Origin of the sequence: Ideonella sp. BN130291 (assembly GCF_036231905.1) — a bacterium.
Lineage (GTDB): Bacteria > Pseudomonadota > Gammaproteobacteria > Burkholderiales > Burkholderiaceae_C > CAMLIZ01.
The window spans coordinates 108358-132725 of sequence record NZ_JAZARE010000007.1; the positions used below are offsets into that span (position 1 = coordinate 108358).

Below are 24368 nucleotides of genomic sequence, written 5' to 3' on the forward strand. Positions count from 1 at the left end.
CTCAGACCTCCTGCATCACGGTGCGCTCTAGGCAGGTCTTGAGCGTCATCAGGGCGCGCCGCACCCAGGATTTCACCGTGCCCAGCGGCTGGCGCAGGTGCTCGGCCACTTCGGCATGGCTCAGGCCGTCGAAGAAGGCCAGTGCCACGCTCTGGCGCTGCTGCGGCGTGAGGCCTTCCATGCACTGGGTGATCTGGCGGGCGTCGCTGGCGCGGCTGAGCAGGTCCAGCGGGCCGGGCGCGACGTCGGCCAGCGCTTCGGTGTCGTCGGGCCGGTCGTCGTCATCGTCGCGTGACGCGCTCACCAGCTGCGGCTGCGTGCCGGCGCGGCGCAGGCTGTCGATCGCCCGGTTGCGCGCGATGCTGGTCAGCCAGGTGAGCGGCTGGCTCTGCGCCGCGTCGAAGCCGCTGGCGGCCTTCCAGACGTTGACGTAGATCTCCTGCAGCAGCTCCTCGGCCAGCGCCCGGTCGCGCTGGATGCGCAGCACCACCGCGAACAAGTGGCCGCTGGTGCGCTCGTAGAGCTCGGCAAAGGCGCCCCGGTCACCGAGCCCGGTGCGCGACAGCAGGGTGCCCAGCTCGCGGCTGCGCTCGGGCCATTGGTCAAGGGCGATCTTCATCGTTCGCATGATGGGGCTTCCCTACAATCGGCGGCAAGATGTTGCGTCCACAAGAATTCATCCTCACGCTCTCGTGTCCCGACGCCAAGGGCATCGTCTACACGGTGTCGGGCCTGCTCTACCAGGCCGGCTGCAACATCATCGATTCGCAGCAGTACGGCGACCTGACCGGCGAGGACGCCACCGGCCTGTTTTTCATGCGGGTGCATTTCCAGGCGCCGCCGCACCTGGCCGACGTGGCCACGCTGGACACCTTGTTCGCCCACGCGCGCCAGCAGCATCGCATGGACGCACGTTTCCATGCCACCGCCGTGCGGCCGCGGGTGCTGCTGATGGTGAGCCAGCATGGCCACTGCCTGAACGACCTGCTGTTCCGCTGGCGCAGCGGCCAGCTGGCGGTGGACATCCCCGCCATCGTGTCCAACCATCCGGACTTCGCGCCGCTGGCCGCGAGCTACGACATTCCGTTCCACCACCTGCCCTTGAAGAACGGCAAGGACGCCGCCGCCAAGCGCGCGCAGGAGCAGCAGGTGGAGGCGCTGATCGAGCGCGAGCGCATCGACCTCGTGGTGCTGGCGCGCTACATGCAGATCCTCAGCCCGGAGTTCTGCGAGCGCCTGAAGGGCCGGGCGATCAACATCCACCACAGCTTCCTGCCCAGCTTCAAGGGCGCCAAGCCGTACTACCAAGCCCATGCACGCGGCGTGAAGCTGATCGGCGCGACCGCCCACTACGTGACCGCCGACCTCGACGAAGGCCCCATCATCGAGCAGGACGTGGAGCGGGTGGACCACAGCCACAGCGCCGAGGACTTCACCGCCGTGGGGCGCGACATCGAATGCATGGTGCTGGCGCGCGCGGTGCGTTGGCATGTGGAGCACCGCGTGCTGATGAACGGCCACAAGTGCGTCGTCTTCAAGTGACATGACCCACCCCCGCAACGCCTTCGGCGCTCCCCCTCCAGGGGGCGACACCAGCGGCCCGGCAAAGCCGGTTCCGCGGTGTCCGCTGGGCTTTGGACCGTTGCCTTCACTCCGCATGGCATTCATCCGCCGCCCGCTGTTCCCATGACCGCACCGCGCCCCAAAGCCCAGACCGCCGCCCTGATGGCCTCGCCCGACGACATCGAGACCCAGTTCTACGAGGCGCTGCAAAGCGCCGACATCACCAAGCTGATGGCGGTGTGGTCGGACGACGACGACATCGTGTGCGTGCTGCCCGGCGGCCCGCGCGTGGTGGGCCCGCGCGCCATCCGCGCGAGCTTCGAGGCGGTGTTCGCCAACGGCGGCATCCCCGTGCGCCTGGAAAAGGTGCGCCGCCTGCAGCACCCCACCGCGGCGGTGCACCACCTGCTCGTGCGGGTGGACGTGGTCACCGACGAAGGCACGCAGACGGCGTGGGTGATCGTCACCAACGTCTACCTCAAGGGCGACCAGGGCTGGCGCCTGGTCGCCCACCATGCCAGCCCTGGCACGGATCGTGAATTGCCCGAGCTGGGAGAGATTCCCTCGGTGCTGCACTGACGCAAACGGCCTGGCGGGCCGCGCGGCGCGCCGGGGCCACAGAGACGGCGATGAACGACTACCGCGCGCCCCACTGGCTGCTGGGCGGCCACCTGCAGACGATCTGGCCGGCGCTGTTCTCACGGCGCTACGCGGGCCCGGCGCCACGTTATGTGCGCGAGCGCTGGACCGCCCCCGATGGCGACTTCGTGGACGTCGATTTCCAGGCCGGCCAGCCCGGCAAGCCGATGCTGGTGCTGTTCCATGGGCTGGAAGGTTCCTCGCGCAGCCACTATGCGGAGGCCTTTGCGCACTGGGCTCGCGACCATGGCTGGCACTACGCCGTGCCGCACTTCCGCGGCTGCTCCGGCGAGCTGAACCTCGGGCCGCGGGCCTATCACTCGGGGGACTTCGAGGAGGTCGGCTGGCTGCTGCAACGCCTGCGCGAGCGGCATGGCCAGCCGGTGCATGCGGTGGGCGTGTCGCTGGGCGGCAATGCGCTGCTGCGCTGGGCCGAGGAGTCGGGCGCCAGTGCGGCCACCACCGCGCGCGCCGTGGCGGCGATCTGCTCGCCGATCGACCTGGCCGCGGCCGGCCGGGCCATCGGCAGCGGCTTCGGCCGGCAGGTCTACACCCGCATGTTCCTGCGCACCATGAAACCGCGTGCGCTCGCCAAGCTGAAGCAGCATCCCGGCCTGTTCGATGCCGAGCGCCTGCGCGCGGCGCGCGACCTGCGCGAGTTCGACGATGTGTTCACCGCACCGCTGCACGGCTTCAAGGATGCGGACGACTACTACGCCCGCGCCTCGGCCAAGCCGCGCCTGCACGAGGTGCAGATCCCCGCGCTGGTGCTGAACGCGCTCAACGATCCCTTCGTGCCCGCCAGAAGCCTGCCGCGTGTGCAGGAGGTGAGCCAGCATGTGACGCTGTGGCAGCCGCGGCACGGCGGGCATGTGGGCTTTCCACAGGGCCGGCCGCCCGGCCATGTGCTCACCCTGCCCGAAGCCGTCATGGCCTGGATGAAGCCGGAAGGGCCTCTGTCGCGTTGACGCTTGACGTGCGGCGCTACAGTGGGCGCCATGGACGACATCGTCAAGGCGGCACTGAAGAAGTGGCCCAATGTGCCGCATTGCGTGGGCTGGCTGGCGCTCGACGCACGCGGCGACTGGTACATGCGCGACGACCGCATCCAGGCCGCCGGGCCGTTCCCGCAGGTCAAGGGCAGCCGCATCCTGCACGACAAGCTGCGCGAGTTCATCCACCGCAACTATGAACACGACGAGGCCGGCGCCTGGTTCTTCCAGAACGGCCCGCAGCGCGTCTATGTGGAGCTCGAAGCTGCGCCCTGGGTGCTGCGTGTGCTGGAGGGCCGGGTGCACACCCACACCGGCCTGCCGGCGCAGGTGAGCAGCACCTGGCTGGACGAATACGGCCGCCTGTTTGCGGCCACCGAGCGCGGGATCGGCCTGGTGCACACCCAGGACATGCACGACGCCGCGCAGGTGCTCGAAGCGGGTGGCTGGCCGGCGCCGCAGGAGCTGCTGTTCGCCGGATTGCCGGCGCGCTTCGGCTACCGGCTCAGCCCGCAGCGCGACGGCCACGGCGGATGAACGCCGTGGGCAAGGGGGCGGGCTGAAGCTGCTCATGCCAGCCCATACGCAGCCCCCGCTCCTGCAGATGCAACAAGGGCCGGCTGCTCTCGCAGGCCGGCCCTTGCAACGTGAACTTTCGCGCGTTTACTTCGACGCGTTGACCATGTAGCTGACCACGGCCTTGATGTCGGCGTCCGACGCGCTCGCGGCACCCCCCTTGGGCGGCATCGCGCCCTTGCCCTTGATGGCGCTGGCGGTCAGGCCGTCGATGCCCTGGCCGATGCGCGCGGCCCAGGCGGCCTTGTCACCCACCTTCGGCGCACCTGCCACGCCGGCCGCGTGGCAGACCTGGCAAGTCTGGGTGTACAGCGCCGGGACGGCGCCACCGGCCGTGGCGGCGGCGCCAGTGGGGGCGGTGGCTTCGGTCTTGGCGGGGGTGGTGGTGCTGGCAAGCGCGGCCGCCACCTGCTGGGCGGCGCCGGCGCCCGTGGCCGAGGCAGCTGCCGCGGTGGCCTCCGCCGTCACCTTGTCGCCTGCAGGTGCGGGCGCCTTCGGCTCGTCGAACTTGGCACCGCCCTTGTTGGCCATGTAGGCCACGGCACGCGCGATTTCCAGGTCGCTGAAGTCACCGCCGCCCTGCGGGCCCATGTTGCCCTTGCCATGCAGGGCCGATTTCAGCAAGGCATTGAAGCCCTGGCCGATGCGCGGGCCCCAGGCCGCCGCGTCGCCGAACTTCGGTGCACCGGCCGCACCGGTCGAATGGCAGGCGGCGCACTGGGCGGTGAACACCTGCTCGCCGCTCTTCATGGTGCTGACGTCGTTGACGTCCTTGACTTCCACCGTGCCCACCGGCTGGATGCGGCGCGCGACCGCTTCAGCGGACAGGCCGTCGCTGCCGGCCGCCGGCTTGTGGTCGGACGCCACGTAGCTCACCAGCAGCAGGATGCCGACGATCGGCACGACGAACGCGAAGAAAACGGCCAGGATCAGCTGCTTGGGCGTCTTGATCGGGCCCTCATGCGGGGCGTCGTGGTGGTGAGAGTCGCTCATGGGGTCCTCGATGACGGGCCGGCGCTTCGCAGGCGCTTTCAGACATGCAAAACCGCGGGATTATAACGACCGCCCCTGGGCGCGGCCGGCATGGCGGTTGCCGCTCAAGCACCACACCACAACCAGGAGCCGCCCATGACCGACAACGCCGCCGCTGCCAAGGAGCCGGGTTCGCACGCCGAGATCGACATCGGCTCGCCGCAACGCCTGGCGCACTGGGCGCGCGAACTCAGCGTGCCGCCGGAGGCGCTGGAATCGGCCGTCAAGGCGGTAGGCCCGCGGGTGGACCGCATCAAGGACTACCTCACCGGCGGCGGTGCCGCCAAACAATCCGGCGGCTGACGGGTCCGCGGCGCCGGACCGGTTAACATCGCCGCTTCGCGCGCCCGTAGCTCAGTGGATAGAGTATTGGCCTCCGAAGCCAAGGGTCGCTGGTTCGATCCCAGCCGGGCGCGCCATCCTTCTTCGCGGCCAGTCACAGCCGCCGCACACGCCGGGTCTTGAGCCCGGCGTTTTGCTTGGTGCGCCGGGCCGTCAGCCCGGCGTTTTGTTGGGTGCCGCCGGCGCGGCCAGAAACGCCCTCAACGCCTCGAAGTAGACGCTGCCTTCCTCCGCCCACGGCCGGTGCGAGCTGTGCTCGAACACCCGCACCTTCGCCACACCGGCCGGGAAGGCGTCGCGGATCTGGAAGGCCACCACCGGCGGGCACACCGGGTCGTAGCGGCCGGCCGTGATGAGGGTGGGCACCTTGACCTTGGCCAGTGCGGGCCGCGCGTCGAAGCGCGCCATCGCGCCGCCCACCACCACCTCCGCGTCGTCGCCGATCATGTCGCAGTACACCGCCTGGCGCGGTTTGTCGCGCGGGTCGGTGGACACCGGCTTGCGCGCCTCGGCCTTGGCGGGGTCGTGCCAGTACAGCTGGCCGATCGGTTCGCCGTACAGCGCCTGGTACTCCGGAGCGCAGCTGCGCACGCCGCGCTGGCGCATCGCCTGCAGCTGCTGCCAGACCTCGGGGTACTGGTTCTCGACGAAGCGGTTCACGTTGTCGATGTTGCGCTGCCAGGAGTCGGCGCTGTGGCCGGAGCTGGAGATCACCAGGTGGCTCAGGCGCTGCGGGAAGCGGCCGGCGTAGACCAGCACCGGATAGCCGCCATAGGAGTGGCCCAACAAGGCGATGCGTTCGAAGCCCAGGGCCTGCCGCAGCCGCTCGATGTCCAGTGCGTCGCGTTCCGGTGAGTGGTGACGGCCCGCAGGCAGGTCGGACGAGCGGCCGCGACCAATGTTGTCCAGATAGACCACCGTGTAGCGGTCGGCCAGCTGGTCGAACTCCGGCCGCAGGGACGTGCGCGGCGCACCCGGGCCGCCCGCCACCAGCACCAGGGGCGGGCCGTCACCGTGCAGCTCGTAGTAGAGGCGCCCGTCCTCGGTGTCGACGGTGCCGGTGCGCACTGCCGGCTGGGCGTGCGCCGACGGCAGCAGCGCGATGAGGGGTAGCAGCAACAGCAGGCGGGCAAGTGCAAACAGGTTCATGTGCGTGGTGTAGGGGTTGGACCAGAGGGCGCTCGGCTCACTTGACCGGGATCACCGTGCCGCGGTCCACCGGCACTGCGGTCACGGAATTCTGCGGCGAGCCCTCGATCACCCGATCCGAGTAGGTCATGTAGACCAGCGCATTGCGCTTGCGGTCCACCATGCGCACGACGCGCAGCTTCTTGAACAGCAGGCTCATGCGCTCGTTGAACACCTCCTCCTGCACAGGCAAGGGCTTGGGGATGGTGATCGGCCCGACCTGGCGACAGGCGATGGAGGCTTCGGCCTTGTCCTCCGCCACGCCGAGGGCGCCCTTGATGCCGCCCGTCTTGGCGCGCGACACGTAGCACGCGACGCCGCCGACCATCGGGTCGTCGTAGGCCTCCACCACGATCTTGTGGTCCGGGCCGATGAACTTGAACACCGTGTCCACCGAACCGATGGTCTCGGCCTGGGCCGCGGGCAGCGCCGATGCAACGACGAGGGATAGGGCAAGGGACCGCATGCGAACTTCCTTCAGCTGGAGGGCAGGTTCTGCCATTCTGCGGCCTGCCGCAGCGGTTCGCCGCCGGCTACAGCGTGGCCGCCAGCCGGCTCGCCTGGTCGATCGCCCGCTTCGCGTCCAGCTCGCCCGCTTCGAAGGCGCCGCCGATCAGGTGGGGCGTCAGGCCCAGTGCCTTCAGCGGCTCCACCAGCTCGCGCAGCGGCTCCTGGCCGGCACACAGCACCACATGGTCCACCGCCAGCCAGGTGGGATCGCTGCGGTCCTCGCCATGGCTGATGAGCAGGCCCTGGTCGGCGATGCGCTCGTAGTTCACGCCGTCCACCATGGCCACGTTCTTCATCTTCAGGGTGGCGCGGTGGATCCAGCCGGTGGTCTTGCCGAGCTTGGCGCCGACCTTGCCCTTGCTTCGCTGCAGCAGGGTCACCTCACGTGCTGGCGGGCTGACGTGCGGCTTGGCCGGCGAGAGGCCGCCGCGTGCAACGGCCGGGTCGGTGATGCCCCATTCGCTCGCCCACAGCTGCGGGTCGAGCGCGGGCAGCGGGCCTTCGTGCACCAGGAACTCCGCCACGTCGAAGCCGATGCCGCCCGCGCCGATGATGGCCACACGCCGGCCCACCGGCTTGCGGTGGCGCAGCACGTCGATGTAGCTCAGCACCTTGGGATGGTCCAGCCCCGGGATCTTCGGCACCCGCGGGCTGACGCCGGTGGCCACGATCACCTCGTCGTAGCCGCCATCGCGCAGCGCCTGCGGCTGCACCCACTGGCCCAGGTGCAGCTGCACGCCGGCCTGCTGCACGCGGCGCTGGAAGTAGCGCAGCATCTCGTGGAACTCCTCCTTGCCGGGCACCTGCTTGGCCATGTTGAGCTGGCCGCCGATCCGCTCGGCCGCGTCGTACAAGTGCACCTCGTGGCCGCGTTCGGCCAGCACGGTGGCCGCGGTCAGCCCGGCCGGGCCGGCACCCACCACCGCGAAGCGGCGCTTCTTCGGGGTCGGCCGGAAGACGAGCTCGGTCTCGTGGCAGGCCCGCGGGTTCACCAGGCAGCTCGCCGTCTTGGCCACGAACACATGGTCCAGGCAGGCCTGGTTGCAGGCGATGCAGGTGTTGATGTCCTCGGCCCGGCCTTCGGCCGCCTTCTTCACGAACTCGGGGTCGGCCAGCAGCGGGCGCGCCATGGAGACCATGTCGGCCATGCCGTCGGCGAGGATCTGTTCGGCCACCTCGGGCGTGTTGATGCGGTTGGAGGTGACCAGCGGAATGCCGACCTCGCCCTTCATCTTCTGCGTCACCCAGGCGAAGGCGCCGCGCGGCACGCTGGTGGCGATGGTGGGCACACGCGCTTCATGCCAGCCGATGCCGGTGTTGATGATGGTCGCGCCGGCGCGCTCCACCGCCTTGGCCAGCATCACCACCTCGTCCCAGGTGCTGCCGCCGGGCACCAGGTCGATCATGGACAGGCGGTAGATGAGGATGAAGTCCGGCCCCACCGCCTCGCGGGTGCGCTGCACGATCTCCACCGCCAGGCGCATGCGGTTCTCGTACGGGCCGCCCCACTCGTCGTTGCGCTGGTTGGTGTGCGCGGCGAGGAACTGGTTGATGAAGTAACCCTCGCTGCCCATGATCTCCACGCCGTCATAACCCGCCTCGCGGGCCAGCACGGCGCAGCGCACGAAGGCGCGGATCTGGCGCTCCACGCCGCGCGCGCTCAAGCCCCAGGGCGTGAACGGCGTGATCGGCGACTGGATGCGCGAGGGCGCCACCGCCAGCGGGTGGTAGCCGTAGCGGCCGGTGTGCAGGATCTGCAGCGCGATCTTGCCGCCTTCGGTGTGCACCGCGTCCGTGACCTGGCGATGGCGCTTGGCGGCCGCGTGCGTGGCCAGGCGGCCGGCAAAGGGCTTGGTCCAGCCCGCCACGTTGGGCGCGAAGCCGCCGGTGACCATCAGGCCCACGCCGCCGCGGGCGCGTTCAGCGAAATAGGCAGCCAGGCGGTCGAAGCGGTTGCCGTCTTCGAGGCCGGTGTGCATGGAGCCCATCAGGACCCGGTTCTTCAGGGTGGTGAAACCGAGGTCCAGGGGCTGCAGGAGGTGGGGGTAGGGCGCGGACATGGGGTGCGAGCCTAGGGCCCGCGCCCGCCTGCCCGGTAGGGAGCGCCGTCCAATCCAGCCTGGGGAAACCGCCAACGCAGCAGCCCAAACGTGACATTCGACCTTTGTAAGTGAATGAAACGCGCCGAAACAAGGCTTATCCGTACCGCACGAGGATCCGCCCCATGGTTGCTGCTTACCTTTTCCTCGCCGCCTACCTTGCCCTGGCCCAGGTGGGCTCCCAGGTGCTGCCGGCGCCCTCGCCACCGGCCCAGATGACGCGCAGCGACGCACCGGCCGACACCGGGACGGCCCGCGACGGGGCCGCTTTGGGCGAGCAGGTCGCCAGCGCGCGGCCTTGAGGCCCCGCGCCAGCGCCCATCCAAAGGCGCCCTCTCAGGCGTCGATCGACTTGTCGCGCTCGGACACCGGGTCCTGCACGCGTTTTTCACCCGCCGCTCGCGGACGGTTCTCCCCGCCGCGCGGGGCCTGACGCGCCGCTGAGCCGGCTGGGGGGCGCGGCGCGGCATCGCTGTCTTCGGTGCCGTCGTCGGCCGCCAACTCGTCCGCGTCGTCCCCGCTGTCGGCATCGGCGGCCAGCTCGTCGAACTCACCGGCCACTGCGGCCTCGTCCGAGCCGATGCCGATCACCCGGTCCGGCATGATGTCCGGCGCCTCTTCCCGCAAGGTGTCGCGGCCGGCTTCGGCGCGTTCGCCGGTGCCGCCGGAATCGCTGCCGCCGTCCAGGTCCGCATCGCCGATGTCCGCACCGGCGCCCGGTGCTCGCCGGATGTCGTCGTTGGAGCCGCCATCGAAGCCGAGTTCGTCGGTTTCCACCGCGCCCACGGCGCCGGTGATGTCGCTGCCGCTGTCAGAGGTGTCGCTCGGGCCGAGCAGGTCGGTGCTGGTGCCACGCGGGCGTTCGGCGGCACGCTCGCCGCCGAGCAAAGGGCTGTTGGCCATGTGAGGCTCTCCTGGGGGTTCCGATGGCAACACAGCCGCAAGCGCCATGCCCAGGGCTGCTGGCACCATGGGCACTTCGTTTACCTTGGCGCTCGCCATGACTCCTTCCCCCTGCACCGCCACGCTGGCGTGCCTGCCCCTGCTCGCGCTGCTGGCCCCGCTGCCCACTCGCGCAGCCGAGCCCGCCGCCACCCCCCAGACCGTGGTGATCACCGGCACCCGCGGCGACGCCGGCCTGGCCGCGCTGCCCCTGTCGGCCGACGTCCTGGACAGCAACGCCCTGCAAGCCGGCCAACCGAAGGTGAATCTGTCGGAGTCACTGCAGCGCGTGCCCGGCATCGTGGCGCAGAACCGGCAGAACTACGCCCAGGACCTGCAGATCTCCTCGCGCGGCTTCGGCGCCCGCTCCACCTTTGGTGTGCGCGGACTGCGGTTCCTGGTGGACGGCATTCCCGCCACCCTGCCCGACGGGCAGGCGCAGGTGTCGCACATCGACCTCGGCTCGGCCGGCCGGCTGGAGGTGCTGCGCGGGCCGTTTTCGGCCCTGTACGGCAATGCGGCGGGTGGGGTGGTGGCGGTGTTCACCGAAGAGGCCGATGAAGGGCAGACGCTGTCGGCCGAGGTGGCCGGCGGCAGCGACCGCCAGCGCCGCCATGGCGTGAAGGCCATGGGCGCCACCAACGGGCTGCACTACACGCTGTCGGCCTCGCACTTCAGCACCGCAGGCAGCCGCGAGCACAGCGCGGCTGCACGCGACAACCAGAATGCCCGCCTGCGCATCGCCGTGGACGAGCACTCGCAGCTGGTGCTGGTGGCCAACGCGGTGCAGATGCCCGAGGTGCAGGATCCGCTCGGCCTCACGCGCGCGCAGTTCGCGGCCGACCCGCAGCAGGCGGACAGCGCAGCGCTGCGTTTCAACACGCGCAAGTCGGTGGAGCAGATGCAGCTGGGCCTGGGGTATGAGCGCCAGATCGGCCCCGACGACCGGCTGGCGCTGCAGCTGTACGGCGGCGAGCGCAGCACGGTGCAGTTCCAATCCATCCCGAGCAGCGCGCAGCAGGCGCCCACCAGCCCCGGCGGGGTGATCGACCTCGGCCGCAACTACAGCGGCGCCGACCTGCGCTGGACCCACAGCGGCGCACTCGCGCAGCAGCCCTGGCGCCTGGCCGCCGGGCTGGCCTTCGACCGCGTGAACGAACAGCGCCGCGGCTACCAGAACTTCGTGGGCAGCACGCTGGGCGTGGTGGGTGCGCCGCGACGCGACGAAACCAACCGCGCGGACAGCCTGGACCCCTATGCCCAGCTCGAATGGGAACCCAGCGCGCGCTGGCTGCTGCTGGCCGGCCTGCGCGCCAGCCGGGTGACGGTGCGTTCGGTGGATGCGTACATCGTGCCGGGCAATGGCGACGACAGCGGCAGCGTGCGTTACCGCGCGGTGAGCCCGGCCCTGGGCGCCACCTTCAAGGCCACGCCGGCGCTGCACCTGTATGCCGCCTATGGCCAGGGCTTCGAGACACCGACCCTCGCAGAGCTGGCCTATCGCTCCACCGACGGCAGCGACACCGGCCTGAACCTCGGCCTGCGCGCCGCGCACAGCCGGCACATGGAAGCGGGCGCCAAGGCGCGCTGGTCCGACACGGTGAGCGCGCGCCTGGCGCTCTTCGACGTGCGCACGCTCGACGAGCTGGCGGTGCAGGCCAACAGCGGCGGCCGCTCGGTGTTCCAGAACGCCGGGCGCACCAGGCGCCAGGGCGCCGAGGCGCTGGTGGAAGGCCGCTGGGCCAACGGCCTGGGCGCGCTGTTGAGCGTGAGCACCCTGCGCGCACGCTATGCCGACAGCTTTTGCAGCGGCCCTTGCGACACCGGCCTGGTGGCTGCCGGCAACCGCCTGCCCGGCGCGCCTGGCCGGACCGCCTATGCGGAAGTCTCATGGCGCCACGCGCCATCGGGTGCGTCCATGGCGCTGGAAGCGCGCGGCGTGGGCCGCGTGATGGTGAACGACCTCAACACCGACGCCGCTGCGGGCTATGCGGTGCTCAACCTGCGCACCGGCATCGAACGCACGCTGGGGCCTTGGCGGCTGCAGGCCTATGTGCGGGCCGACAACCTGGCGGACAAACGTTATGCCGGCTCAGTGATCGTCAATGAAGGCAACCAGCGCTATTTCGAGCCCGCACCGGGGCGCAGCCTGATGCTGGGCGCGGGCGCGGCTTACCACTGGTAGCGCTACAGCGTGTACCGCGGGCGCGGCGGTGAAAAGCGTCCTTCCGCCCGGTCGCGCTTTTCGTGTAGGGTGCCGCCCCATGCAACAAGGCTCCTGGGCGCGGCATGCCGGCGCCCTCACCCTCGCCGCGGCCGCCCTGCTGGCCGGCTGCGCCAGTGCGCCGCCGGGGGGCGGCACACCCGCTGGCGCGCCCCGCTCCAGCAGCCCGGCCCCCGGTCGGGATGGTGCGGAGGCCAACCCGCCGCCCAACCTCGACCGCGTGCCGGATGCGGAGCCCAAGCTGGAAGCCATCCGCCGCGGCGGCCCCAACAAGCCCTATGAGCTGAACGGCAAGCAGTACGTGCCGCTGGCCGGCGACCCACCGTTCGCCGAGCGCGGCCTCGCGTCCTGGTACGGCAAGAAGTTCCACGGCCGGCCCACGGCGAGCGGGGAGCTCTACGACATGTATGCGATGACCGCCGCGCACCCCACGCTGCCGATCCCGAGCTACGTGCGTGTGCGCAACCCCGCCAACGGCCGCGAGGTGATCGTGCGCGTGAACGACCGCGGGCCGTTCCACAGCGGCCGCATCATCGACCTGAGCTACACCGCGGCACTCAAGCTCGACCTGCTGCGCGGCGTGCGCCCGGTGGAGATCGAGCGCATCACCGGCGAGGACATCCGCACCGGCGCCTGGCGACGCGAGGGGCCGGGCACTACGATGCTGGCGAAGGCGGCACCCGCGCCGGTGCAGGCGGGTGAAGCGCCGGCGGTGCTCGCCACGCCAGCCCCTGCCGCCACGCCCGCACCACCGTCCACCACGCTGGCTTTGCCGGCCGCTACGGCGGCGACGCCGGCCAACACACCGACCGTGGTGCTCACCCCAACCAACGGGCCGGCGAATGGCACCGACTCACCAGCGGCGGCTTCGACCCCGGCCGCGTCCCTGGCCGCGGCCGCACCGCTGGCCAGCGAATCCGCCAAAGCCGGCACCGCCGACGCACGCGGTTTCTGGATCCAGCTCGGCGCCTTCCGCCAATCGAGCGGCGCGATGGAGTTCCAGCGCAAGGTGGAGCAGGAGCTCGACTGGCTGCAGCCGCTGCTGGCCGTGTTCAACGACCGCAGCGTGCACAAGCTGCAGGCCGGGCCCTATCGCTCGCGCAGCGAGGCCAGCAATGCGGCCGACCGCATCCGCGCAGCGCTGCAGCTGGTGCCGGTCATTGTGGAGCGCCGCTAGAGATCCGTTCCTCTGGGACAGGCCGCGAAGCGGCCAGGGGCGGTGGTGGCGGACGAGCGCGGCGCGGACGGGTTGCCCGGCCGCGTCGCGAGCCCCCATGGGGGGCGGCCGCCAGGCGGCCGGGGGCTAACGGGCATACCAGAGCGCCGCGAAGAAGTGGCAGGTGCTGCCGGCCAGCACGAACAGGTGCCACACGAAGTGCGCATAACGGATGCGGGAGTCGAACAGGAACACCACCGCACCCAGCGTGTAGCTCACCCCGCCCGCGAGCAGCAAGGTCAGCCCCTGCGGCGACACGCGCTCCAGCAACGGGCCGGCCGCAAACACCGCCAGCCAGCCCATCGCGATGTACAGGCCGGTGGACCACAGCGGGTGCGACAGCCGGTTGAGCAGCTTGGCCAGTGCGCCCATCGCGGCCAGCACCCACACCACGCCGAACAGGGTCCAGCCCAGGCCACCTCGCAGGGCGCCCAGCGCAAACGGCGTGTAGCTGCCCGCGATGAAAAGGTAGATCGCCGCATGGTCGAAGCGGTTGAAGACTTCCTTGATGCGGCCCACCGGCAGCGCGTGGTACACGGCCGATACCAGGTACAGCAGCATCATGGTGCCGGCGAACACGCTCACCGCCATCAGGTCCAGCGCCTGGCCGCCACGTTCAGCGCAGGTGCGCAGCAGGATCGGCAGGGAGGCCACTGCCAGCAGGAAGCCGATGCCGTGGCTGATGCTGTTGGCGATCTCTTCGCCCAGCGTCTGTGGCCGCTGTTCGGTGATCATTCGCTGGATTCTCATCGCCCTGGTTTCCATGACGCGCTCCCGATGACCTGCTGTGCAGTCGATTCGGCAACGCCTGTTCCTGAAGCGCTTCGTGGGAAGCGCGAAGTGAAGTAGGTCATTGATGACATCAAGTCAGTGCCGCCCGGCCGCCCGAAGGCGCTGACGCGCCCCCTCGGGGGGCAGTGAGCGTGGGGGCGGGTCCATTTCAGCGGGCGCCGCTGGCGTCGAGCAAGGCGCCGCTCACGTACGCGGCTTCGTCGGACAGCAGCCAGACGATGGTGTGCGCGATCTCCTCCGCCGTGCCCGGGCGACCCATCGGGATGTTCGGCGCCAGGCGCTGCGCGCGATCGGGCTGGCCGCCTGACGCATGAATGTCGGTGTCGGTGATGCCCGGGCGCACCGCGTTCACGCGCACCCCCTCGCGCGCCACCTCGCGCGCCAGGCCGATGGTGAAGGTGTCGATCGCACCCTTGGCCGCGGCGTAGTCCACGTATTCGCCCGGGCTGCCCAGGCGCGAGGCCACCGACGACACATTGACGATCGCACCACCCGCGCCACCATGGCGCGTGCTCATGCGGTGCAGCGCCTCGCGGGCGCAGGAGAAGCTGCCCAGCACGTTGACACCAAACATGCGCTGCAGGCGCTCGGGTGTCATCTCGTCCACGCGCGCGGCGGCGTCCACCACACCGGCGTTGTTCACCAGGCCGCGCAAGGGGCCCACATCGCCCGCAGCCCGTGCGGCATCGAGCGCGGCAAACATCGCGCGCACATCGTTGTCACTTTGCACGTCGGCCCGCAGCACCAGCGCACGCCGGCCGCGCTCGCGCACCTGCGCAGCCACCTGCTCGGCAGCGGCGCGATCGCGCACGAAGTTGATGGCCACGTCCCAGCCGCGTCGGGCTGCCAGGCAGGCGGTGGCGGCGCCGATGCCGCGGCTGCCGCCGGTGATCAGCACCAGCGGCGGGGAAGTCGGTGAACTCATGCCGCGGATGATGGCATGGCCTCCGCCGCCGCACGCCTGCACTACTGTATATTCAACCAGTATCAATCCAGAGCCAGGCAGTACCGCGATGGACCTCCAACACAAACTTGCCGTGCTGGCCGATGCGGCCAAGTACGACGCCTCCTGCGCCTCCAGCGGCGGCCACCAGCGCGACTCGCTGGACGGCAAGGGCCTCGGTTCGACCGACGGCACCGGCATCTGCCACAGCTTCACGCCCGACGGCCGCTGCGTGTCGCTGCTGAAGGTGCTGCTCACCAACCACTGCCTCTACGACTGCCTGTACTGCGTCAACCGCGTCAGCAGCAACGTGCCGCGGGCCCGCTTCAAGGTGGACGAGGTGGTGCAGCTCACGCTGGACTTCTACCGCCGCAACCTGATCGAAGGCCTGTTCCTGTCCAGCGGCATCATCCGCAGCGCCGACTACACCATGGAGCAGGTGGTGGAAGTGGCTCGCGTGCTGCGCGAGGAGCACGCGTTTCGCGGCTACATCCACCTCAAGACCATTCCCGATGCGGCGCCCGAGCTGCTGGCGCGCGCTGGCCGCTACGCCGACCGCCTGAGCATCAACCTCGAGCTGCCCACGCCGGAAGGGCTGCAGGCGCTGGCGCCGGAAAAAAGCGCACCCGGCATCCGCAAGTCGATGGCGCGGCTGCACCTGCTGATCGATGACGCGCGCGCCGCGGCCCGGCCTGCACCGCCCCGATCCGCCGCGAGCCTCAAGCCCAAGGCCGCCGCGGCACCGGTGTTTGCGCCGGCCGGCCAGAGCACGCAGCTGATCGTGGGCGCCGACAGCGCGGACGACCGCACCATCCTTGCCACCAGCAGCACGCTCTACGCGGCCTATGGCCTGAAGCGGGTGTACTACTCCGCGTTCAGCCCGATCCCCGATGCCTCGCGCAAGCTGCCGCCGGCCGCGCCGCCGCTGGAGCGCGAGCACCGCCTCTACCAGGCCGACTGGCTGATGCGCTACTACGGCTTCAGCGCCGGCGAGCTGGTCACCGGCACCGACGGCCTGCTGGCGCTGGACATCGACCCCAAGCTCGCCTGGGCGCTGGCGCATCGCGAACGCTTTCCGGTGGACCTGAACCGCGCGCCGCGCGAACTGCTGCTGCGCGTGCCCGGCCTGGGCGTGAAGGCGGTGGAGCGCCTGCTGCAAAGCCGCCGCGTGCGCGCGCTGCGCAGCGACGACCTGAAGCGCCTGCGGGTGCCGCTGGCCAAGGTGCTGCCTTTCGTGAGCGTGGCCGACCACCATCCCGGCCGGCAGCTCGATGGCCGTGCACTGGCCGCGCGCCTGCGGCCCACGGCGGCGCAGGCTTCGCTGTTCTGAGCGCCCGCCATGCACATCGTGACCTTGGCCGATGCGGCCGACGTGATGGGCTGGCGCCATGCAGCGCGACGCCTGCTGCAGCAAGGCCAGCCGCCCGACGCGGTGGACTGGCAGGTGCTAGGCGACGATGCGCCCGGCTTGTTCAAGGCCACCACGCTGCCTGGCGATGGCCACGACGACACGACCACCACGCCTCGCGTGCCGGCCGGCTTCATCACGCTGGCCTCGCAAGCGCTGCTGCACCGCGACCCCGGGCGCTTCCACCTGATGTACCGGCTGCTCTGGCGGCTGGTGCAGGACCCCGCGTTGCGCCACGACCCGCTGGACTCCGACATGCTGGCCGCGCGGCAACTCGCGCAGCAGGTGCGGCGCGACCAGTACGAGATGCGCGCCTTCCTGCGTTTCCACGAACGCGCCACACCCCACGGGCCGCAGTACGTGGCCTGGTTCGAGCCGCAGCATCACGTGGTGGCGTCGCAGGCCCCGTTCTTCCAGGCGCGCTTCGCGAGCATGCGCTGGGCCATCTTCACGCCCGAGCGCAGCATCGGCTGGGACGGTACCGAGCTGCACATCGGCTGCGGCGCACGGCGCGAGGACATCCCGCTGGACGACGCCCGCACGGCGCTCTGGCTCACCTACTACGCCAGCATCTTCAACCCCGCCCGGCCGAAGCCGGCCCACATGCAGCAGCAGATGCCGCGCCGCCTGTGGCACAACCTGCCGGAAGCGCCCTTGATCGCGCCGCTGATGGCCGCCGCCGCCCACCGAACCGACACCATGGTGGAACACGGCCCCAGCGATGCGCAGCGGCGCCGACCCGCGCTCCCGCCCAGCGCCAGCGACGTCGATGCCTGGGCCGCTGCCCTCGACCGCTGCCGCGACTGCCCGCATGCCGCCCACGCCACCCAGGCCGTGCCCGGCGAGGGCCCGCGCGACGCGCCGGTGGTGCTGGTGGGCGAACAGCCGGGCGACATGGAAGACCTGCTGGGCCGACCCTTCGCCGGCCCCGCCGGCCAGTTGCTCGACCAGGCGCTGGCCGCAGCCGGCCTGCCGCGCGAGCGCCTGTACCTCACCAACGCGGTGAAGCACTTCCGCTTCGAGCTGCGTGGCAAGCGCCGGCTGCACAAGACACCTGGCCAGCGCGAGATCGAGAACTGCCGCGGCTGGCTGGAACGCGAGTTGGGCGCGATGCCGGCGCGGCACCTGGTGGCGCTGGGCAGCACGGCGGCGCAGTCGCTGCTGGGCCGCAAGGTAGGCATCGGCGAGCATCGCGGCCAGTGGCTGCCCACCGCCGACGGGCGCGAGGTGCTGGTCACCTGGCATCCGGCCGCCTTGCTGCGCATGCCGGCCGAGCAGCGCGAGCCCGCGTTCGAAACCTGGGTGGGGGATTTGCGCAGGGTCGCCGAGGCCGCCATCCGCTAGAGTTGCCCGCACCCTTTGCGAACGACCCCATTGGAGACAACGTCCATGCAACGCCGACACTTCCTCGGCCGCAGCGCCGCGGCATCCTCGCTGCTCGCACTGCCCACCTGGCTGCACGCCCAGACGCTGGAAAAGCCCAAGCTCACCATCGCGGTGGGCGGCAAGAACCTGCTCTATTACCTGCCGCTCACCGTGGCCGAGACGCTGGGCTACTTCAAGGCCGAAGGGCTGGACGTGCAGATCGTCGACTTCGCCGGCGGCTCGCAGGCGCTGCGTGCAGTGGTGGGCGGCAGCGCCGACGTGGTGTCGGGTGCGTTCGAACACACGGTGAACATGCAGGCCAAGGGCCAGCGCCTGCGTGCGTTTGCCTTGCAGGGCCGCGCGCCGCAGATCGTGCTGGCCGTCAACAAGAAGACCATGCCGAACTTCAAGTTGGTGGCCGATTTGAAAGGCAAGAAGATCGGCGTGACCGCGCCGGGCTCGTCCACCAACGTGATGGCCAATTTCGTGCTGGCCAAGGCGGGCCTGAAGCCCACCGACGTGAGCTTCATCGGCGTGGGTGCCACCAACGCCGCCATCGCCGCCATCCGGCAGGGCAGCATCGACGCACTGTCGCACCTGGACCCGGTGATCACCATCCTGGAGCGCGCGGGCGACATCCGGGTGGTGACCGACACCCGCATCGTGGCCGAGGCCGACAAGGTGTTCGGCGGCCCGATGCCGGCCGCCTGCCTGTACGCACCCCAGCCCTTCATCGACAAGAACCCCAACACCGTGCAGGCGCTGGCCAATGCGATCGTGCGGGCCGACAAGTGGATCCAGGCCGCGGGCCCGGGCGAGATCATCAAGGTGGTGCCCGAGGGCTTCCTGCTCAACGACCGCGCCGTCTACATCGATGCCTTCCTCAAGAGCAAGCCCGCCCTCAGCGTGGACGGTTTGATTCCCGAGCAGGGCGCCGCCACCGCCTTGCGCGCGCTGGCCAGTGTGGACCCGGAGATCGCCAAGGCGCAGATCGACCTGGGCGCCGTGTGGACCAACGAGTTCGCGAAGAAGGCCAACGCGAAGTACCCGAAGGGATGAGCGCACCGGCCCTGCAGCTCGCCGGCGTGAGCTGCACCTTCGTCAGCAAGGACGACCCTGGCCAGCGCTACACCGCGGTGAAGGACGTGGACGTCACCGTCCAGGCGGGCGAGTTCGTCTCGGTGGTCGGCCCCACCGGTTGCGGCAAGAGCACCTTGCTCAACGTGGCAGCCGGCCTGCTGCAGCCGTCCACCGGCAGCGTGAGCGTGTTTGGCTTGCCGCTGCAGGGCTTGAACCGGCGCGCGGGCTACATGTTCCAGGCCGAGTCGCTGATGCCCTGGCGCACCGCGCTGCAGAACGTGACGGCGGGCCTGGAGTTCCGCGGCGTCGCGCCTTCGCGGGCTCGAGCGCAGGCCGATGCCTGGCTGCAGCGTGTGGGCCTGGCCGGCTTTGGCGACCGCTTTCCGCACCAGCTGTCCGGCGGCATGCGCAAGCGCGTGAGCCTGGCGCAGACCCTGGTGCTGGACCCGGACATCATCCTGATGGACGAGCCGTTTTCCGCGCTGGACGTGCAGACGCGCCAGCTGATGGAAAACGAGGTGCTGGCGTTGTGGCAGTCCAAACGAAAAGCGGTGCTGTTCATCACACACGATCTCGACGAAGCGATCGCAATGAGTGACCGCGTGGTGGTGATGAGCGCAGGGCCGGCGTCGCGGCCGATCGGCGAGTTCGTGATCGACCTGGTGCGGCCGCGCGATGTGGCGGAGGTGCGGGTGACACCCCGCTTCATCGAGCTGCACAAGGCGATCTGGAATGTGCTGCGCGAAGAAGTGCTCAAGGGGTACCAGCAGCAGTTGATGGCGTAAGGCGAAGCGCAGCCCCATGTGGTCCCACATCAAACTTTCCCATCGCACCCTGCGTGTCTGGCAGGCGGCCCTGCTGCTGATCGTCTTCGCGCTGTGGCATGCGCTCACCGCGCCGGGGCTCATCCCGCCCTTCCTGTTCGACAACGACCGCCAGGCTGCCTTCTTTTTCGGTGAGCCGCTCAAGATCCTCGGGCGGGTGTGGAGCTGGTTCTTCGTCAGCGCCGACATCTACGGCCACCTGTGGATCACCCTGCTGGAGACCGTGCTGGCCTTCGGCATCGGCACGGTCGCGGGGCTGGGCATGGGGCTGTGGCTGGCGCTCAGCCCGCTGGCGGCCGCGTTGCTGGACCCGTACATCAAGGCGCTGAACTCGATGCCTCGGGTGATCCTGGCGCCCATCTTCGCCGTGTGGTTCGGGCTGGGCGTGGCCAGCAAGGTGGCGCTGGGCGTCACGCTCACCTTCTTCATCGTGTTCTTCAACGTGTACCAGGGCGTGAAGGAGGTGAGCCCGGTGGTGCTGGCCAACGCGCGCATGCTGGGCGCGAGCCAGCGCCAGCTGCTGCGCCACGTGTACCTGCCCAGCGCCACGAGCTGGGTATTCAGCTCGCTGCACAGCGCGGTGGGCCTGGCCTTCGTGGGCGCGGTGGTGGGCGAATACCTGGGCAGCTCTTCCGGCGTGGGTTACCTCATCCTGCAGGCGGAGGGCAGCTTCGACATCAACACCGTGATGGCGGGCATCCTGGTGCTCACCGGCTTTGCGTTGCTGCTGGACGCGATCGTCGGCCAGGTGGAGCGGCGCCTGATGACCTGGCAACCGAAGGCGGGGGAAACCGAAAAGCTCTGACGCGCCCGGAACGCTGCTTGCCGCGCCGACCAGGCCACAACCCGATCCGCACCGAGTTCGACGTGAACAGCGCCCGCATTGCCCGTCCGCGTGGCCGGCACCTGCTCAACAGCGCCGGGTCGCCGGCCGATATGCCGAAGGGGCGCCAGGCGCCGCTGTGATGACCCTCGACGCCCAAACCCTCTTTTTTGCCATGTGGGCCAGTGTCACGCTGACCAGCGTGGCCCTGGCCGTGGGTGTGGGCCTGGGCCGCTCGGGCGTGCGCGCCTGGAACGCGGCCCTGCTGTGGCAGTCGGCCGGCTGGGCCCTGGTGATCGCGGCCACCTGGGCGCCTGGCAGCGGCCGCATCACCGGCACGCTGGGCGCCAGCGCGCTGGTGGCCAGCATCAGTGCGATGTACGTGGCGGCGCAGCACTTCCTGCGCCAGCCGGTGCCGCGCTGGTGGGTGCTGGGCCCGCCGCTGCTGGCCCTTGCGGTGCACTGGCTGATCTATGACAACGCCGCCGCGCGCATCTGCCTCATCAACACCCTGCTGGCTACACAGCTGATGTGGCTGGCCTGGCTGGTGCGGCCGTGGCGGCCGGTGAAAACCGGCGTCCGCTGGCGCTGGCTGGCCTTTGGTGCGCTGGGCCTGTCCGGCCCGCTGGTGCTGGCGCGTGCCGCCCTGGTGCTGTGGGCACCGCAGGCCTACCCGAGCTTCAGCTCCAACCATTGGCTCAACGTGGGTGGGCTGCTGGTCAACAGCGCCTGCCTCACCGTGGGCACGCTGGCCATGCTGCTGGCGCACCGCGACGAAGCGGAGCGTGCGCTGCACCGCCTGGCCACGCTGGACGGGCTCACCGGCACGCTCAACCACCGTTCACTGCTGGAGCGGGGCGCCGAGCAGCTGCGCCTGGCGCTGCGCCACCACCAGGCCTTCACCGTGCTGATGGTGGACCTGGACCACTTCAAGCAGGTGAACGACCAGCATGGCCACCCGGCCGGCGACCGGGTGCTGGCGCTGTTTGCGGAGCTGCTGCTGACCAGCGTGCGCAATGGCGACCTGGTGGGCCGCTACGGCGGCGAGGAGTTCTGCGTGCTGCTGTCGCAATCCGATCTGGCGGCCGCGCGCGTGGTGGACCAGCGCATGCGCCAGCGCCTGACCGAGGAACTCAATCCGCTGGTCGGCTTCGAGGTCAACTTCAGCAGCGGCGCGGCCTCGCTGGGGCCGCGCGAGGAAACGCTGGCCCAGTTGATCGCGCGTGCCGACCACGCGCTATATGCCGCCAAGCATGCCGGCCGCGGCCAGCTGGTGGCTGACGTGGCACGCGGGCCGGTGCGCGAGCTGCCCACCGCTGCCTGAGCGCGCGCGGCGCCGTGTTGGCGCCGATCGACGCGGCCGCGTGCTTTCTACACATCGGCACAAGATCAGACCGACACACACCTGTGCAGCCGCTAGGGTGGCGCCCGCCATTCCAACGCACAGGAGACTTCCTTGACCTTCCAACGCCATTCGATCGCCGGCCTGGCGGTCCTGCTGCTGGCCGCCTGCGGTGGCGGCGGTGATGCCGATCCCACCGCGAGCACCAGCGCCGCCACCGCTGCTGCAGTGCCGGAGGACGCACCTTCCACCAAGGCGGGCACCTCCGGCGCGGCCGCCGTCGCCGGCCCGGCCATCGCGCCGGCCGCCCTGGAGGACGCGGTCGCCCGCGCCCTCACCGCCGCACGTGCAGAGCAGGTGCGCGCCAGCTACGGCAGCCTGCCGGCGCCGGTGGTGGAAGTGCAGCGCCGCTCGGCCGACGGCCTGTGGGTGTTCGGCGGCGGCTATTTCCCCATCCCCGCCACCGCGCATGACACCAGCCCGGTCACGGCCCTGTTCATCGCCCGGCACACGGCCCAGGGCTGGGAGGTGGCGCTCGAAGACAGCGAACGGTTCAACGAACTCTCGCAGGCCGCGCCCGACGCGGTGATGAGCACGCCCGAGCGCCGCCTGTTCGCCGAACGCAGCAGCCAGACCCGCCGGGCGCTGGGCACCGCGCGCATCCAGGCCGCCGTGAGCGTGGGCCTGTCGATGCCGTTCCAGCTGCAGGGCGCGGCCTGGGGCACAGCCGGCGTGCATGGCGACAGCGGCTCCAGCCGGCCGTACAACGCGATCGACTTCTGGGGCGGTGATGGCCGGGTGCTCGCCTCGCGCGGCGGCATCGCGTACAAGTTCTGCACCAACTCGCGCTGGCCCTACATCAAGGTTGTGCACGACAACGGCTGGGCCACCGGCTACTACCACACGCGCAACCAGGCCACGATCAACAACGGCCAGTCCATCGCCGAAGGCCAGTTCATCGGCATGACGGGCGTGGAGCTGCCCTGCGGCGGCTCGGCCAGCGGCAACCATGTGCACTGGACGCTGTGGCGCGCCGACACCGGCGCGGCAGAGGCGGTGAACAACAAGCTCATCGGCGGCTGGACCTGGTTCGAAGGCAGCCAGCCCTACAGCGGCTACGCCGAGCGCAACGGCGTGCGCGTGTATGCCAACCAGTCCGGCCTGGTGAACTACGGCCACGGCGACACCACCCCGCCCACCGAGCCCTGCAGCGGCACCGGCTGCAACAAGTACAGCGGCAGCTTCAGCGGCTCCGGCGGCGCGGCGTTCCACCCGGGCAGCGGCGGCTTCTACTACGCCGGCGGCACGCTGCGCGCGTGGCTCCAGGGCGCGGCGGGCACCGACTTCGACCTGGTGCTGGGCCGCTACAACAGCAGCACCGGCCAGTGGGACAAGGTGGCCGCCAGCGACGGCCCGAGCTCGGACGAGAGCCTGAGCGTCAGCGCCGGCGCCGGCTACTACCGCTGGCGCATCAACCAGTACAGCGGCACCGGCAGCTACACGCTCTGGACCCAGCAGTAGCGCTCGGCAAGCGCCTCACGCCGGGTATTCGCCGCTGCAAAGAATGGCGACCGCCTCGCGCAGGCGCTGCGGCATCGGGCTGGAGTCCGGTGCCGCGCCTTCCTGCATGCCGTGGCGGGCGCCGTCGGGCAGCAGGTGCAGGCGCACGTTGTGCAGCTCGATCAGGTCGCGGTCGTACAGCTCGAGAAAGTCCGACTGCATCTCGCGGCCGTCCACCAGGGTGACGGCCCCATCGCCCACCACCTCCAGGCCGAGGCCGCGCTCGATCACCAGTGCGGTGTCCTCGTCGATGCCCACGCCGAGCAGGTAGGGGTTTTGCGCCACCACGGTGAGCAAACGGCCCAGGCGCTGGCGCTCGGAAAAATGCTGGTCCACGATCGCCCGCGGCAGGAAGCCCAGGCCCGCCGCCAGGTCCACCGCGCCTTTTTGCGGATGCGGATTCACCCAGCCCTCGGCCAGCATGTGCTCGGACATCGCCGACGCGCCGGCGCTGGTCCCGGCGATGCAGGCTCCGCGCTCGCGGTAGATGCGGTGCATGGCCGCCGAGGTGCGGGTGCCGCCGATGATGGACAGCAGCTTGCGCTGGTCACCACCGGTCATGAACACACCGTCGGCCTGCAGCAGGTGCTCGATCACCTGCGGATCCGCTGCATCCTGGCGGTTGTGCATGGCAAACACCATGGGCTTGGCGCCCAGCAGGCCGAAGGCGTGCTGGTACACCTCGGCCACCTTGTCCTGCTCGCGGCTGGCCGCGGTGAGCACCACCACCTTGGGCGATGCAGCGTGCGTGAGCTCCACGAAGCGCCGCAACACCCGCATGTCCTGCGACCGGTCCTCACCCCCGCCGATGATCACCAGGTGACCGGGTGGGGCGTCAGGGTGGGGGGAAGGCGGCGAGGACAAGGGCATCGGCGGTGGGGCGCAGCAAGGGGGTGGGCTGTGTCCGG

25 protein-coding genes and 1 tRNA gene are annotated in these 24368 nt (G+C 70.4%); 17 read left to right on the plus strand and 9 right to left on the minus strand.

What is annotated here, in order from left to right; translation table 11 throughout:
• Position 1: 1 nt before the first annotated feature.
• Complete coding sequence (locus VPH43_RS16240) at positions 2-619, minus strand: sigma-70 family RNA polymerase sigma factor (RefSeq protein ID WP_328578770.1); 618 nt, start codon at positions 617-619, stop codon at positions 2-4.
• Between the two features lie 38 nt (positions 620-657).
• Here VPH43_RS16240 and purU point away from each other — a divergent pair, with 38 nt between their 5' ends.
• The 4 genes from purU (at position 658) to VPH43_RS16260 (ending at position 3731) form a co-directional block, all read left to right on the plus strand.
• Complete coding sequence (purU, locus tag VPH43_RS16245; protein ID WP_328578771.1) at positions 658-1542, plus strand: formyltetrahydrofolate deformylase; 885 nt, start codon at positions 658-660, stop codon at positions 1540-1542.
• Between the two features lie 144 nt (positions 1543-1686).
• Positions 1687-2142 carry a YybH family protein gene (locus VPH43_RS16250; protein ID WP_328578772.1) on the plus strand — a complete coding sequence of 152 codons (456 nt, stop codon included), beginning with the start codon at positions 1687-1689 and terminating at the stop codon, positions 2140-2142.
• Between the two features lie 50 nt (positions 2143-2192).
• Positions 2193-3170 (plus strand): YheT family hydrolase, encoded by a 978-nt coding sequence (locus VPH43_RS16255; protein ID WP_328578773.1) that lies wholly within the window; start codon positions 2193-2195, stop codon positions 3168-3170.
• Between the two features lie 30 nt (positions 3171-3200).
• Positions 3201-3731 (plus strand): DUF2946 family protein, encoded by a 531-nt coding sequence (locus VPH43_RS16260; RefSeq protein WP_328578774.1) that lies wholly within the window; start codon positions 3201-3203, stop codon positions 3729-3731.
• A gap of 126 nt (positions 3732-3857) precedes the next feature.
• On the opposite strand, the gene VPH43_RS16265 is transcribed toward VPH43_RS16260, so the two are convergent.
• The gene (locus tag VPH43_RS16265) at positions 3858-4763 is read right to left on the minus strand and encodes a c-type cytochrome (RefSeq protein ID WP_328578775.1); all 906 of its coding nucleotides are present in this window, start codon (positions 4761-4763) and stop codon (positions 3858-3860) included.
• 135 nt (positions 4764-4898) lie between these two features.
• Here VPH43_RS16265 and VPH43_RS16270 point away from each other — a divergent pair, with 135 nt between their 5' ends.
• Positions 4899-5105: a DUF3606 domain-containing protein gene (locus VPH43_RS16270; RefSeq protein ID WP_328578776.1), complete on the plus strand. Its 207-nt coding sequence runs from the start codon at positions 4899-4901 to the stop codon at positions 5103-5105.
• Between the two features lie 40 nt (positions 5106-5145).
• Positions 5146-5221 (plus strand) — tRNA-Arg (locus tag VPH43_RS16275).
• 76 nt (positions 5222-5297) lie between these two features.
• Here the strand turns inward: VPH43_RS16275 and VPH43_RS16280 are convergent.
• The 3 genes from VPH43_RS16280 to VPH43_RS16290 all read right to left on the minus strand — a co-directional run bounded on the left by VPH43_RS16280 (position 5298) and on the right by VPH43_RS16290 (position 8902).
• A complete protein-coding gene (locus tag VPH43_RS16280) occupies positions 5298-6293 on the minus strand; it encodes an alpha/beta fold hydrolase (protein WP_328578777.1) in 996 nt (331 codons plus the stop codon).
• A gap of 37 nt (positions 6294-6330) precedes the next feature.
• Positions 6331-6798: a CreA family protein gene (locus tag VPH43_RS16285; RefSeq protein ID WP_328578778.1), complete on the minus strand. Its 468-nt coding sequence runs from the start codon at positions 6796-6798 to the stop codon at positions 6331-6333.
• A gap of 67 nt (positions 6799-6865) precedes the next feature.
• Positions 6866-8902, minus strand: a complete 2037-nt coding sequence (locus tag VPH43_RS16290) for an NADPH-dependent 2,4-dienoyl-CoA reductase (protein ID WP_328578779.1) — start codon at positions 8900-8902, stop codon at positions 6866-6868.
• A 164-nt stretch (positions 8903-9066) separates the two neighbouring features.
• On the opposite strand from VPH43_RS16290, the gene VPH43_RS16295 reads away from it, so the two are divergent.
• Positions 9067-9243, plus strand: coding sequence for a hypothetical protein (locus tag VPH43_RS16295; RefSeq protein WP_328578780.1), 177 nt, complete (start codon positions 9067-9069; stop codon positions 9241-9243).
• A gap of 34 nt (positions 9244-9277) precedes the next feature.
• Here VPH43_RS16295 and VPH43_RS16300 read toward each other — a convergent pair whose 3' ends face one another.
• Entirely contained in the window at positions 9278-9844 is a 567-nt protein-coding gene (locus tag VPH43_RS16300) for a hypothetical protein (RefSeq protein WP_328578781.1), read from the minus strand.
• 97 nt (positions 9845-9941) lie between these two features.
• Here VPH43_RS16300 and VPH43_RS16305 point away from each other — a divergent pair, with 97 nt between their 5' ends.
• Positions 9942-12068 (plus strand): TonB-dependent receptor family protein, encoded by a 2127-nt coding sequence (locus VPH43_RS16305; protein ID WP_328578782.1) that lies wholly within the window; start codon positions 9942-9944, stop codon positions 12066-12068.
• A gap of 79 nt (positions 12069-12147) precedes the next feature.
• Positions 12148-13284, plus strand: a complete 1137-nt coding sequence (locus tag VPH43_RS16310; protein ID WP_328578783.1) for a septal ring lytic transglycosylase RlpA family protein — start codon at positions 12148-12150, stop codon at positions 13282-13284.
• Between the two features lie 126 nt (positions 13285-13410).
• On the opposite strand, the gene trhA is transcribed toward VPH43_RS16310, so the two are convergent.
• Positions 13411-14058 (minus strand): PAQR family membrane homeostasis protein TrhA, encoded by a 648-nt coding sequence (gene trhA / locus VPH43_RS16315; RefSeq protein ID WP_328578784.1) that lies wholly within the window; start codon positions 14056-14058, stop codon positions 13411-13413.
• A gap of 205 nt (positions 14059-14263) precedes the next feature.
• Complete coding sequence (locus tag VPH43_RS16320) at positions 14264-15040, minus strand: SDR family oxidoreductase (protein WP_328578785.1); 777 nt, start codon at positions 15038-15040, stop codon at positions 14264-14266.
• An 88-nt stretch (positions 15041-15128) separates the two neighbouring features.
• Here VPH43_RS16320 and VPH43_RS16325 point away from each other — a divergent pair, with 88 nt between their 5' ends.
• The 8 genes from VPH43_RS16325 (at position 15129) to VPH43_RS16360 (ending at position 23421) form a co-directional block, all read left to right on the plus strand.
• A complete protein-coding gene (locus tag VPH43_RS16325; RefSeq protein WP_328578786.1) occupies positions 15129-16388 on the plus strand; it encodes a putative DNA modification/repair radical SAM protein in 1260 nt (419 codons plus the stop codon).
• 9 nt (positions 16389-16397) lie between these two features.
• The gene (locus VPH43_RS16330; protein WP_328578787.1) at positions 16398-17810 is read left to right on the plus strand and encodes a UdgX family uracil-DNA binding protein; all 1413 of its coding nucleotides are present in this window, start codon (positions 16398-16400) and stop codon (positions 17808-17810) included.
• 45 nt (positions 17811-17855) lie between these two features.
• The gene (locus VPH43_RS16335; protein WP_328578788.1) at positions 17856-18890 is read left to right on the plus strand and encodes an ABC transporter substrate-binding protein; all 1035 of its coding nucleotides are present in this window, start codon (positions 17856-17858) and stop codon (positions 18888-18890) included.
• Positions 18887-19696, plus strand: a complete 810-nt coding sequence (locus VPH43_RS16340; RefSeq protein WP_328578789.1) for an ABC transporter ATP-binding protein — start codon at positions 18887-18889, stop codon at positions 19694-19696. Before VPH43_RS16335 ends, VPH43_RS16340 begins: the two co-directional genes overlap by 4 nt.
• Positions 19697-19712: 16 nt before the next feature.
• Entirely contained in the window at positions 19713-20540 is an 828-nt protein-coding gene (locus VPH43_RS16345; RefSeq protein WP_328578790.1) for an ABC transporter permease, read from the plus strand.
• 17 nt (positions 20541-20557) lie between these two features.
• On the plus strand, positions 20558-20701 hold the full coding sequence (locus tag VPH43_RS16350) for a hypothetical protein (protein ID WP_328578791.1): 144 nt from the start codon (positions 20558-20560) through the stop codon (positions 20699-20701).
• Complete coding sequence (locus VPH43_RS16355) at positions 20701-21882, plus strand: GGDEF domain-containing protein (RefSeq protein ID WP_328578792.1); 1182 nt, start codon at positions 20701-20703, stop codon at positions 21880-21882. Before VPH43_RS16350 ends, VPH43_RS16355 begins: the two co-directional genes overlap by 1 nt.
• A gap of 132 nt (positions 21883-22014) precedes the next feature.
• On the plus strand, positions 22015-23421 hold the full coding sequence (locus VPH43_RS16360) for a M23 family metallopeptidase (protein WP_328578793.1): 1407 nt from the start codon (positions 22015-22017) through the stop codon (positions 23419-23421).
• Positions 23422-23436: 15 nt separating this feature from the next.
• Here the strand turns inward: VPH43_RS16360 and VPH43_RS16365 are convergent, their stop codons facing one another.
• Complete coding sequence (locus VPH43_RS16365; RefSeq protein ID WP_328578794.1) at positions 23437-24330, minus strand: cyanophycinase; 894 nt, start codon at positions 24328-24330, stop codon at positions 23437-23439.
• Positions 24331-24368: the final 38 nt, after the last annotated feature.

Excerpts from the sequence above, each read along its gene's own strand:
- VPH43_RS16250 (WP_328578772.1), top strand. The coding sequence starts at position 1,687 with ATGACCGCACCGCGCCCCAAAGCCCAGACCGCCGCCCTGATGGCCTCG.
- VPH43_RS16305 (WP_328578782.1), top strand. The coding sequence starts at position 9,942 with ATGACTCCTTCCCCCTGCACCGCCACGCTGGCGTGCCTGCCCCTGCTC.
- VPH43_RS16310 (WP_328578783.1), top strand. The coding sequence starts at position 12,148 with ATGCAACAAGGCTCCTGGGCGCGGCATGCCGGCGCCCTCACCCTCGCC.
- VPH43_RS16325 (WP_328578786.1), top strand. The coding sequence starts at position 15,129 with ATGGACCTCCAACACAAACTTGCCGTGCTGGCCGATGCGGCCAAGTAC.
- VPH43_RS16295 (WP_328578780.1), top strand. The coding sequence starts at position 9,067 with ATGGTTGCTGCTTACCTTTTCCTCGCCGCCTACCTTGCCCTGGCCCAG.
- VPH43_RS16240 (WP_328578770.1), bottom strand. The coding sequence starts at position 619 with ATGAAGATCGCCCTTGACCAATGGCCCGAGCGCAGCCGCGAGCTGGGC.
- VPH43_RS16335 (WP_328578788.1), top strand. The coding sequence starts at position 17,856 with ATGCAACGCCGACACTTCCTCGGCCGCAGCGCCGCGGCATCCTCGCTG.
- VPH43_RS16255 (WP_328578773.1), top strand. The coding sequence starts at position 2,193 with ATGAACGACTACCGCGCGCCCCACTGGCTGCTGGGCGGCCACCTGCAG.
- VPH43_RS16345 (WP_328578790.1), top strand. The coding sequence starts at position 19,713 with ATGTGGTCCCACATCAAACTTTCCCATCGCACCCTGCGTGTCTGGCAG.
- trhA (WP_328578784.1), bottom strand. The coding sequence starts at position 14,058 with ATGATCACCGAACAGCGGCCACAGACGCTGGGCGAAGAGATCGCCAAC.
- VPH43_RS16300 (WP_328578781.1), bottom strand. The coding sequence starts at position 9,844 with ATGGCCAACAGCCCTTTGCTCGGCGGCGAGCGTGCCGCCGAACGCCCG.
- VPH43_RS16270 (WP_328578776.1), top strand. The coding sequence starts at position 4,899 with ATGACCGACAACGCCGCCGCTGCCAAGGAGCCGGGTTCGCACGCCGAG.
- VPH43_RS16260 (WP_328578774.1), top strand. The coding sequence starts at position 3,201 with ATGGACGACATCGTCAAGGCGGCACTGAAGAAGTGGCCCAATGTGCCG.
- VPH43_RS16355 (WP_328578792.1), top strand. The coding sequence starts at position 20,701 with ATGACCCTCGACGCCCAAACCCTCTTTTTTGCCATGTGGGCCAGTGTC.
- VPH43_RS16330 (WP_328578787.1), top strand. The coding sequence starts at position 16,398 with ATGCACATCGTGACCTTGGCCGATGCGGCCGACGTGATGGGCTGGCGC.
- VPH43_RS16280 (WP_328578777.1), bottom strand. The coding sequence starts at position 6,293 with ATGAACCTGTTTGCACTTGCCCGCCTGCTGTTGCTGCTACCCCTCATC.
- VPH43_RS16365 (WP_328578794.1), bottom strand. The coding sequence starts at position 24,330 with ATGCCCTTGTCCTCGCCGCCTTCCCCCCACCCTGACGCCCCACCCGGT.
- VPH43_RS16265 (WP_328578775.1), bottom strand. The coding sequence starts at position 4,763 with ATGAGCGACTCTCACCACCACGACGCCCCGCATGAGGGCCCGATCAAG.
- VPH43_RS16340 (WP_328578789.1), top strand. The coding sequence starts at position 18,887 with ATGAGCGCACCGGCCCTGCAGCTCGCCGGCGTGAGCTGCACCTTCGTC.
- VPH43_RS16320 (WP_328578785.1), bottom strand. The coding sequence starts at position 15,040 with ATGAGTTCACCGACTTCCCCGCCGCTGGTGCTGATCACCGGCGGCAGC.
- purU (WP_328578771.1), top strand. The coding sequence starts at position 658 with ATGTTGCGTCCACAAGAATTCATCCTCACGCTCTCGTGTCCCGACGCC.
- VPH43_RS16285 (WP_328578778.1), bottom strand. The coding sequence starts at position 6,798 with ATGCGGTCCCTTGCCCTATCCCTCGTCGTTGCATCGGCGCTGCCCGCG.
- VPH43_RS16290 (WP_328578779.1), bottom strand. The coding sequence starts at position 8,902 with ATGTCCGCGCCCTACCCCCACCTCCTGCAGCCCCTGGACCTCGGTTTC.